A 9,948-nucleotide genomic window follows, 5' to 3' on the forward strand; every position below is an offset into this window, starting at 1 on the left:
CCCCGGCGGTCCGCCGTGGCGGCGGGACGCCTCTTTCGGAGGGAGCCCAGGATAGCGCGCCGCTCCGGCGCGCGCCGCGTCTCGCGCGATGGCTCAATCGAGCTTCATCTTCGAGACGTCGAACGAGGGCTTGGGGAACTTCATCCGGAACGACTCGAGCGTCTCGACGATGATCTGCGAGACCGCGAGGTTCCGGAACCACTTCCGATCCGAAGGCACGACGTACCACGGGGCCCACGGCGTCGAGCACCGGGCGAGTGCGTCCTCGTAGGCGCGGTGGTAATCGTTCCAGTACTTCCTCTCCTCGAAGTCCGCGGGGGACAGCTTCCAGTGCCGCGTCTCGTCCTCGAGCCGCGCCTCGAACCGGCGCTTCTGCTCCTGGCGCGAGATGTGGAGGAAGAACTTGACGATCGCCGTCCCCTCGTCCGACAGCATCCGCTCGAACCCGTTGATCTGGTCGTAACGCCGGGACCAGACCCCCTTCGGAACGAGGCCGTGCACCCGGACCACCAGCACGTCCTCGTAGTGGGAGCGGTTGAAGATGCCGATTTCCCCCCGACGGGGCACCGCCTTGTGGATGCGCCACAGGTAGTCGTGGTCCAGCTCCTCCTGGGACGGCGCCTTGAACGGCGTCACGCGGCACCCCTGAGGATTGAGGCCGGTCATGACGTGGCGAATCGTCCCGTCCTTTCCCGCGGCATCCATGGCCTGAAGGACGACGAGCAGCGAGCGCCGGTTCTCGGCGTACATGAGGTACTGGAGCTCCGCCAGGCGTTTGAGATTCTTGTCGAGCCGGGGCTCGGCGGCGGACTTGTCCTCGACCCCCGCGGTGTCGCCGGGATCGATCCTCGCGAGTCGGATTTTTCGCCCGGGCTTCACCAGGAACCGTTCGGCGAGCTTCATTCGGAAACCCCTCCCCTGGACGCGGCTCCCGGCGGGGCCGTCTCCGCAGATGATGCCCGTTCTCCGGCGGAAGGGGAAGGGGCGCGCCCCCGCGACCCCCGACCCCGGTTCCGCGCGCACGCGTTCGAGCGTAGACTCGGGCCGGCATCCTCGATCGGAGGGATCGGCCATGGTCGAGATCGGAGCCCTGCTGTCCGTCCTGGCGGCGGCATTCGGATTCAAGGGCACCGGAGGGACCGGCAGGCCCCTCGGCCCCGCGGTGGCCGGGACGTGGTACCCGGGGAGCCCCGAGGCACTCGCGCGGGAGGTGGACGCCTTGCTCGACCGCGCACCGGCCCCCCCCGAGGAGGACATCGGAGTCGTGGTCGCGCTGATCGAGCCGCATGCCGGATACGCGTACTCGGGCGAGACCGCGGCGCACGGGTTCCGCCGGCTCAAGGGGGCGCGCTACGAGCGCGTACTGCTCCTGGGGCCGAGCCACTACGCCCGGTTCCGGGGCGCGGCCCTCCCCGACGCCGATGCGTTGAGGACCCCGCTCGGCGACGTCCCGATCGACCGCGAGACCGTGCGGGCCCTCGAGGGACGGCCCGGCTTCATGGTCTCGACGGCTGCGTTCGAGCGGGAGCATTGCCTCGAGGCGGAGGTCCCGTTCCTGCAGCGCGCCCTTCAGCCGGGCTGGCGCGCGGTCCCGGTTCTCCTCGGCTCGGGGACCGTCGGCGAGGAGGCGGCGAGGGTCGCCGACGGTCTACGGCCGTTCCTCGGCGCCGGGACCCTGACCGTCGTCTCCTCGGACTTCACGCACTTCGGCTCGGGGTTCGGGTACGTCCCGTTCCGGGACGAGGTCCCGGAGAGGCTCCGGGACCTCGACCTTGGAGCCGCGCGCCTGATCGAGGCCCTGGACGTCGAGGGTCTCGAGAGCTACCTCGACCGTACCGGCGCGACCGTCTGCGGACGTGACGCCATCGGCGTGCTCCTCCGGCTCCTCCCCAGGGATTCGAAGGCGTCCCTGCTCGCATACGACACCTCGGGCCGGATGACCGGCGACTTCGGGCACAGCGTTTCCTACGCCACGATGGCGTTTCGCAGCGCGGGCCCGGTCCCCGGCGCGCACGCTGGCGAGGTCGACCGTGCCAAGCTGAGCGACGCGGAGAAGACGACGCTCCTCGGCCTCGCCCGCGCGTCCGTTCGGGACGCCGTTCTCAAGGACGGCTCGCTCGAGCGGGCCCTCAAGGGCGCCGACCTCACCTCGGCCCTCGAGGCCATCCGAGGAGCGTTCGTCACCCTCGAGGAGCCCGCCGGCGCGCCTCGCGAGCGGCTCCATCTCCGGGGTTGCATCGGGACCATCGTGCCGCACGAGCCGCTTTACCGGAGCGTGATCCACAACGCGGTCGAGGCCGCTCTCAGGGACCCGCGCTTCCCACCGGTCGGGCCGGGAGAATTGGACCGTCTGGCCGTCTCGATCTCGGCGTTGACGCCCATCTTCCCGGTCGCGGGGCCCGAGGCGATCGTCATCGGCCGGGACGGCGTCGTCCTGGAGCGGGGCCCGAACAGGGCGGTCTTCCTCCCGCAGGTCGCGCCCGAGCAGGGTTGGGGTGTTAGGGAGCTCCTGGAGCACCTCGCCCTCAAGGCGGGTCTTCCCCGCGACGGGTGGAAGGACGGGACGCTCTCGGTGTTCCAGGCGGAGGTGTTCGGGAAGCCCTAGGCTTCAGGCCTCGGAGGCCGGCCGTGGGACCCGCGGACGCGGGCTCCCGTGGCCGCAGTCGTCGTGAGAGAGTTGCCGCAGGTGGACGAGCGCTCGGCTCTCCACCTGCCGGACGCGCTCGCGACTGAGGCCGAGGCGCCGGCCGACCTCGGCCAGCGTCTTGGCGCGCCTCCCATCGAGACCGAACCTCATCGCCAGGATCTCGCATTCGCGCCGCGGGAGGAGCCCGAGGATACGGCCGAGGAGCGCTAAACGGTCCTCCCGGATCAGCGAGTCGTCGGGCGTATCCGGGCTCGGCTCGCTCAGGGTCTCCTCCACGCTGAGGTTCGACTCGGCACCCATCAGCGTGCCCAGCGGAATCTCCCGCTTGGAGAGACCGAGCAGGAACCGCACCTCCTCTTCGGGCAAGCCGGCCCGCGCCGCGATCTCCTCGTTCGCCGGCGGCCTGCCGAGCGCGGCGGCGAACTCGCGCTCCGCCGCGCGGACCCGCGCGAGGTGGCGGAGGCGGTACCGCGGGACCCGTATGAGCGCCGTCTGGCTGAGCGCCATCTCGCAGATCCGCTTCCGGATCCACCAGACCGCGTACGAGGTGAACTTGACGCCGCGACGTGGATCGAAGCGGGCCGCGGCCTCCAGGACACCCACGGTCCCCTCGGCGAGGAGGTCCTCCATCGGGACGCCGAAGTGGCGGTACTCGCGGGCGATCCAGAGGATCCTCCGCCGGTGCGACTCGATCCAGTCGTCGCGATCCGGCCGGACGGGTGACTCGGCCCGAGGATCAGGCACCTCGCCGCGGGTCCGATCGCGACCTTCGTCCGTTCCTTCGCAGATCGTGCTCATGATCGCCCTCCCACCCCCCGCAGGCGATCCGTCGACCCTCCCGGCTCGACCTGGATCGACTTTACGGGAACCGTGCCGCGCGGAGGAAGCGCTCAAAAGCGAGGTGCGCACCTTGCTGCGGACCCCGACACCGCACCTCTTGCGGTCGCGCGAAAAGGCGGGGGCCTGGCGGAAGTAGAGCTTCAGCCGAGGAGATCGACGGCTTGAGGCTGGACGTCCTTCGCCTGGCGGGCTAATCTTTCCCACCCTCGCGAACTCCAAGGAGCCGTTCATGCGCGAAGAGGTCAGGAAACTCTGGCCGGAACTGGAATGGATCGCGGATCGCGACCTTCGCGAGAAGGTTCTCGCCACGTGGGTCAGGACGTTCGAGCTGAGCCCACTGACCCCCGAGGACCTCCACGAGATCCCGTTCACCCTTTTGGTCCCGAACTGCCCCGTCACGTTCATGGAGCACAAGCGCTGCGTCGTCCACATCGCCCGCCGCGCGGCGGAGTCGATGATCGAGCACCTCGGCCGGGCACTGCCGATCGACCTCGACACGGTGATCGCCGGCGCGATCCTCGCCGACGTGGGGAAGCTCCTCGAGTACGAGAAGGCCGACGGCAAGGCCCGTCAGAGCGAGCGGGGGGAGAGCCTCCGTCACCCCTTCACGGGGGTCGCGGTCGCCATGATGTGCGGCGTGCCCGACCGGGTCTGCCACGTCATCGCCGCCCACGCCGGCGAGGGGGACATGATCCGGCGCAGCACCGAGGCCACCATCGTCCACCACGCCGATTTCATGAGCTTCCTTCCGTTCAAGAACCTGAAGTAGTGAGGGAACCGATGAGCACGACCGCCGCCGCGAAGACGGAGACGATCACCGCGAGGATGGCGCGCTGGGCCGCGGGCCTGAGGTTCGAGCAGCTGTCGACCGACGCCGTGCACCAGGCCAAGCGTTTCCTCCTGGATTCCCTCGGCTGCGCTCTCGGCGGCTACCTCCAGCACGACGTCCGGATCGCCCTGGAGGTGCTCGGGGAGAACGCCGGAAAGGGCCCTGCCACGGTGATCGGAACCGGCGGGAAGACGGACCCCGTCACCGCGTCGCTGCTGAACTCCCTGATGATCCGCGTGATGGACTACAACGACATCTACTGGAAGCAGGACCCGTCCCACCCTTCCGACATCATCCCGGCAGCGCTCGCCTTGGGCCAGCGCGCGGGCCGGGGCGGGCGCGACCTGATCGTCGGGATCGTCCTCGGCCACGAGTTCGAGCAGAGGCTGTGCGAAGCGGCGTTCCCGGGAATCAGGGAGCGGGGATGGCACCACGCGACGCTCACCGCGCTCGCCTCCCCCATCGTCGCGGCGCGGATGCTCGGCCTCGACGCCGCGAGGATCCAGCACGCGATCGGCATCTCGGGCTGCCGCCACTTCACCCTCGGGGCGGCGGTGGCTGGGAAGCTCACCATGATGAAGAACACGGTGGACCCCATGGCGACCCAGAGCGGCGTGCTCGCCGCGCTCCTGGCCGAGAAGGGGTACACGGGTCCCGAGCACGTGATCGACGGCAAGGAGGGGATGGTCCACTGCCTCGGGCCGCAATGGAAGCTCGAGATCCTCGTCGACGGGCTGGGCGAGTCCTGGCGGATCACCCGCTGCGGCATGAAGGCGTACCCCACCGAGGCGCTGACCCACACGCCGATCTCCGCGGTACTCGACATCGTCCGGGAGAACGACCTGGCGCCCGACCGGATCGCGAAGGTCCACATCCGCTCCCTCGCCCGCGCCGCGGACATCCTCTCGGACCCGTCCAAGTACGACCCGCGCACGAAGGAGACAGCGGACCACAGCCTGCCCTACGTCGTCGCGGCGGCGATAGCCGACCGCCAGGTCACGCCGGCGCAGTTCACCGACGCGAAGATCATGGACCCGACGATACGGGCGCAGCTCCCGAAGGTCGAGGTCGTGGCGGACCCGGAGATCGAGAAGGTCTTCCCCGCGCTGCAGCGTGTCGTCGTGAAGATCACCACCACCGAAGGCGGCGAGTTCTCGAAACAGGTGGACTATCCGAAAGGCGACCCGCGCAATCCGCTCTCGGACCGCGAGATCGAGGAGAAGTTCGAGGCGCTCGCCGGGCCAGTGCTGACGCCTGCGCGGCAGGCCAAGGTCCGGGAGGCGATCTGGGGGCTCGATCGGCTCGGCTCGATCGACGGCCTCTTGGACCTTCTCGCGGCGGACCGGTAGGCCCGGTCCCTACGGCGGAGGCGAGCATGGCTCAGACCGCGATCGAGAAGATCGTCCAGATGCACATGGCCGAGGGACCCGTGGGAAGGCCGGTCCGGGCCGGGGACTTCGTCTCCCTCAGGCCGCGGCACGTCATGACCCACGACAACACGTCCGCGGTGATGAAGAAGTTCAAGTCGCTCGGCGTGCCGCGGATCAGGGACCCACGGCAGCCGGTCTTCGCCCTCGACCACGACATCCAGAACACCTCCGAAGACAACCTCAAGAAGTACCGGTCCATCGAGGCCTTTGCGAGGGAGCAAGGGGTGGACTTCTACCCCGCGGGGACCGGGATCGGCCACCAGGTGATCTGCGAGCAGCTCTACGCCGCTCCGGGCGCGCTGGTGGTCGCGTCCGACTCCCACTCGAACATGTACGGAGCGCTCGGCGCCCTCGGGACCCCTGTGGTCCGCACCGATGCGGCCGCGATCTGGGCGACCGGGGAGTTCTGGTGGCAGGTCCCGCCGATGGTCGAGGTCGTCCTCGACGGAGCCCTCGCGAACGGCGCGACGGGGAAGGACGTGATCATCGCGCTGGCGGGACTCTATCCCGACGACGTGCTCAACGCGGCGGTGGAGTTCTCGGGGAACGGCGTCCTGAGCCTGTCCATGGACGCGCGGATGAGCATCGCGAACATGACCACGGAGTGGGGCGCCCTGGTCGGCTGGTTCCCGGTGGACCGCGTGACGACGGACTGGATCCGCGGACGGAGGGCTCGCGGCGTCTCGCGGTTCGCGGAACGGGACCTCGAGGCCTGGTCGGCGGATCCTCCCGCGCCGGATCCGGGCGCGGCCTACGCCGCGAGGATCCGCCTCGACCTCGCGACGATCACCCCGCACGTCTCGGGGCCCGACACCGTGCAGATCGCGACCCCGCTCGCCGAGATCGAGCGACGGCGAATCGCGATCCACAAGGCCTACCTCGTCTCCTGCGTGAACTCCCGCCTGGAGGACCTCGAAGCCGCGGCCCGCGTGCTCGCGGGGAAGAAGGTCGCCCCGACGGTCGGGCTCTACCTGGCCGCCGCGAGCCGTGAGGTGCAGGAGGACGCGGAGCGTCGGGGGACCTGGAAGATCCTGCTCGATGCAGGGGCGAAGCCGCTCTCCCCGGGGTGCGGCCCCTGCATCGGGCTGGGAGTCGGCCTCCTCGAGGCGGGCGAGGTCGGGATCTCGGCGACGAACCGGAATTTCAAGGGGCGCATGGGCTCGCGGGACGCGAAGTGCTACCTGGCGAGTCCCGCCGTCGTCGCCGCTTCGGCGGTCGCGGGCTACATCCGCGGCCCCGGGAAGACCGCCGGACAGAAACTCGAGCGCCGGATCGAGATCCTCGCGCCGACTCAGGCGACCTCGGAAAAAGTGGCGATCCTCCCCGGCTTCCCCGGCTCCGTCCGGGGGAGGCTGGCGTTCGTGCCGCAGGACAACCTGAACACCGACGGGATCTACGGGAAGGACTACACCTACCGGGAGGACATGACGCGGGACGACATGGCGCGGGTCGTCATGGAGAACTACGACCCGGAATTCGCCCGGATGACTCGCGCCGGCGACGTCCTCGTGGGAGGCTTCAACTTCGGCACGGGATCGAGCCGCGAGCAGGCCGTGACCGCGCTCCAGGCCAAGGGGATCGCCGTCGTGATCGCCGGGAGCTTCTCGCAGACTTACCTCCGGAACGCGTTCAACAACGGTTACGTCTGCGTCGAGGTCCCGGATCTGGTGCGGCGACTCTCGGTGATCTTCGCCGCGGAGATCGCCGCCAAGCGGAGGACGATCCTCCCTGGGGATCCCCTGGACATCGATTTCGCCTCCGGGACCGTCACGTTCCGGGGCGAATCCTTCCGCTTCCCGCCGCTCGGGAGCGTGCCGCAGTCGCTCGTGGCGGCGGGAGGGGTGGAGAATCTCGTCAAGCGCAAGCTCGGATTGACCTAGCACGACAAGCACGGAGACGATCATGACGACACGCACGGTGGTCACGATGCCGGGGGACGGGATCGGCAAAGTGGTGCTCCCCGAGTCGATCCGAGTGCTGCGAGCGGTGGGATTCGACGCGGAGTACGTCCACGCGGACATCGGCTGGGACTGCTGGTGCAGCGAGGGGAACGCGCTTCCGGACCGGACGATCGACCTCCTGCAGCGGCACAGGCTGGGTCTTTTCGGCGCGATCACGTCGAAGCCGAAGAAGGCGGCGGAGGCCGAGCTGAAGCCAGAGCTCAGGGGGAAGGGGTTCTCCTACTTCAGCCCGATCGTCACGATGAGGCAGAGGTTCGGCCTCGACGTCTGCCTGAGGCCGTGCCGCTCCTTCCCGGGGAATCCGCTGAACTTCGTCCGGAAGACGGCCGCCGGAGGGTTCGAGGAGCCGGTGGTCGACGCGGTGATCTTCCGGCAGAACACCGAGGGGATGTACGCCGGTATCGAGTGGACGAACCCGCCGGACGCGGTCCGGCAGGCCCTGGCGTCCCACTCGAAGTTCAAGCCGTTCGCCGCGGTGCCCGGCCCGGAGCTTTCGGTGTCCGTGCGCGTGATCACCCGCGCCGCATGCCTCAGGATCGCGCGCGCCGCCTTCGGGTACGCAAGGAAACACGGCTACCGGAGCGTGACCGTGTGCGAAAAGCCGAACGTCCTCCGCGAGACCTCCGGGATGATGGAGGAGGCAGCGAAGGAGGTGCAGCGGGAGTTCCCCGAAATCCCGCTAGGATCCACCAACATCGACGCGCAGATGATGTGGCTCACCAAGAACCCGGAGGATTACGGCGTCATCATCGCGACGAACCTGTTCGGCGACATCGCATCGGACGCGTTCGCCGGGCTCGTCGGCGGCCTCGGCTTCGCCTGCTCTGGCAACATCGGCGAGGACGTGGCGGTGTTCGAGCCGACCCACGGGTCGGCGCCCAAGTACGAGAAGCTCGATCCACCGATCGTGAACCCCATTGCCATGATCCTCTCGGCCGCGATGCTGCTGGACCACGTCGCGGAGCCGGCCATGGCGGCGAGGGTGCGCGACGCCGTGGCCGCGGTGGTCCGGGAGGGGAAGGTCCGGTCGTACGACATGCTGCGGCTTCCCGGCGGCCCCGCCGTGTTCGAGCATGGCGCCGCCACGACGACCCGGATGACCGACGCGATCCTCGCAAAGCTCTAGCGGAAGGGCGGCGCGCTCCGGCGTGCGCCGGCGTGGGTCCCAAACGAGAAGGAGGCCGGCGATGGCATCGGTCGTGGCACGCGGTGAGGCCGGGCGCAAGGGGGACGACGTTCGGTCCGACCTCAACGTCGTCGTGGAGGCCCGTGACGGCGGGGGCCTCGAGATCGAACTCGCGTCGCGCGTTTCCGCGTACTACGGCGACTCGATCCGGGCCCAGGTGGAGGCGACGCTCCGCGCGCTCGGTGCCGAGCACGCCCGCGTCGCGGTGGACGACCAGGGGGCGCTCCCGTTCGTCATCGAGGCCCGGCTCGAGGCCGCCGCGCGGCGGGCGGGCCTCGGCGAGGGGCGGGACGCCCGGACGGACGCGGCCGCACCCTCCCCTCTCCCGTCGGCGCGGGACCGGCTGCGCCGCTCCCGGCTCTACCTGCCCGGGAACGAGCCGAGGTTCATGGTCAACGCCGGCCTGCATCAGCCCGACGGGATCATCCTCGACCTCGAGGACTCCGTGCACCCGAGCGAGAAGGACGCGGCTCGCCTCTTGGTCCGCAACGCCCTTCGTGCCGTGGACTTCGGCGGCGCCGAGCGCATGGTCCGGATCAACCAGCTCCCGCTCGGGCTCCTGGACCTCGCCGCCGTGGTCCCCGAGCGCCCGGAGCTGATCCTGATCCCGAAGACCGAGCGCGCGGAGCAGGTGATCGAGGTTCACCACGCGGTGGCGGAGATCCTGTCCCGGACCGGCGGCGCGCGTCCGCTCTGGCTCATGCCGATCCTCGAGTCGGCCGAGGGGATCGAACACGCGTACGAGATCGCGAAGGCGTCCGACCGGGTGGTCGCACTCACCGTCGGCCTGGAGGACTACACGGCGGACCTCGGGGTGGTGAAGACGAGGGAAGGTGACGAGACCCTCTACGCCAGGATGCGCGTCGTCAACGCGGCGCGCGCCGCTGGACTTCAAGCCATCGATTCGGTGTACGGCGACGTCTTAGACCTCGAGGGCTTGAAGGCGTGGGCCACCCGCTCGCGCGCGATGGGGTTCGAGGGGATGGGATGCGTTCACCCGCGGCAGATCGGCCCGATTCACGACGCGTTCGCCCCGTCCCGCGGGGAGATCGAGA

8 protein-coding genes are annotated in these 9,948 nt (G+C 69.7%); 6 read left to right on the forward strand and 2 right to left on the reverse strand.

The annotated features are described in order from the left end of the window. Positions 1-93: 93 nt before the first annotated feature. Positions 94-903, reverse strand: a complete 810-nt coding sequence (locus LAO51_08235) for a polyphosphate kinase 2 family protein (protein ID MBZ5638731.1) — start codon at positions 901-903, stop codon at positions 94-96. A 169-nt stretch (positions 904-1,072) separates the two neighbouring features. Here LAO51_08235 and amrB point away from each other — a divergent pair, with 169 nt between their 5' ends. Then, on the forward strand, positions 1,073-2,605 hold the full coding sequence (gene amrB / locus LAO51_08240) for an AmmeMemoRadiSam system protein B (protein MBZ5638732.1): 1,533 nt from the start codon (positions 1,073-1,075) through the stop codon (positions 2,603-2,605). 3 nt (positions 2,606-2,608) lie between these two features. Here the strand turns inward: amrB and LAO51_08245 are convergent, their stop codons facing one another. After that, a complete protein-coding gene (locus LAO51_08245) occupies positions 2,609-3,445 on the reverse strand; it encodes an RNA polymerase sigma factor RpoD/SigA (GenBank protein ID MBZ5638733.1) in 837 nt (278 codons plus the stop codon). A 271-nt stretch (positions 3,446-3,716) separates the two neighbouring features. Here LAO51_08245 and LAO51_08250 point away from each other — a divergent pair, with 271 nt between their 5' ends. The 5 genes from LAO51_08250 to LAO51_08270 form a co-directional block, all read left to right on the forward strand. After that, entirely contained in the window at positions 3,717-4,256 is a 540-nt protein-coding gene (locus tag LAO51_08250) for an HDIG domain-containing protein (GenBank protein ID MBZ5638734.1), read from the forward strand. An 11-nt stretch (positions 4,257-4,267) separates the two neighbouring features. Next, positions 4,268-5,665 (forward strand): MmgE/PrpD family protein, encoded by a 1,398-nt coding sequence (locus LAO51_08255; protein ID MBZ5638735.1) that lies wholly within the window; start codon positions 4,268-4,270, stop codon positions 5,663-5,665. Positions 5,666-5,691: 26 nt separating this feature from the next. Then, on the forward strand, positions 5,692-7,626 hold the full coding sequence (gene lysF / locus LAO51_08260; protein MBZ5638736.1) for a homoaconitase: 1,935 nt from the start codon (positions 5,692-5,694) through the stop codon (positions 7,624-7,626). Positions 7,627-7,648: 22 nt separating this feature from the next. Beyond that, positions 7,649-8,833: an isocitrate/isopropylmalate dehydrogenase family protein gene (locus tag LAO51_08265; protein ID MBZ5638737.1), complete on the forward strand. Its 1,185-nt coding sequence runs from the start codon at positions 7,649-7,651 to the stop codon at positions 8,831-8,833. A gap of 61 nt (positions 8,834-8,894) precedes the next feature. Next, positions 8,895-9,948, forward strand: a 1,054-nt coding sequence (locus tag LAO51_08270) for a citrate lyase ACP (GenBank protein MBZ5638738.1), incomplete at its 3' end; no start/stop codon positions are given.

It is taken from the genome of Terriglobia bacterium (assembly GCA_020073205.1).
GTDB lineage: Bacteria > Acidobacteriota > Polarisedimenticolia > Polarisedimenticolales > JAIQFR01 > JAIQFR01.

Bases quoted from the DNA above. Each gene is read 5' to 3' on its own strand.
- LAO51_08235 (MBZ5638731.1), bottom strand. From the start codon at position 903: ATGAAGCTCGCCGAACGGTTCCTGGTGAAGCCCGGGCGAAAAATCCGA.
- amrB (MBZ5638732.1), top strand. From the start codon at position 1,073: ATGGTCGAGATCGGAGCCCTGCTGTCCGTCCTGGCGGCGGCATTCGGA.
- LAO51_08245 (MBZ5638733.1), bottom strand. From the start codon at position 3,445: ATGAGCACGATCTGCGAAGGAACGGACGAAGGTCGCGATCGGACCCGC.
- LAO51_08250 (MBZ5638734.1), top strand. From the start codon at position 3,717: ATGCGCGAAGAGGTCAGGAAACTCTGGCCGGAACTGGAATGGATCGCG.
- LAO51_08255 (MBZ5638735.1), top strand. From the start codon at position 4,268: ATGAGCACGACCGCCGCCGCGAAGACGGAGACGATCACCGCGAGGATG.
- lysF (MBZ5638736.1), top strand. From the start codon at position 5,692: ATGGCTCAGACCGCGATCGAGAAGATCGTCCAGATGCACATGGCCGAG.
- LAO51_08265 (MBZ5638737.1), top strand. From the start codon at position 7,649: ATGACGACACGCACGGTGGTCACGATGCCGGGGGACGGGATCGGCAAA.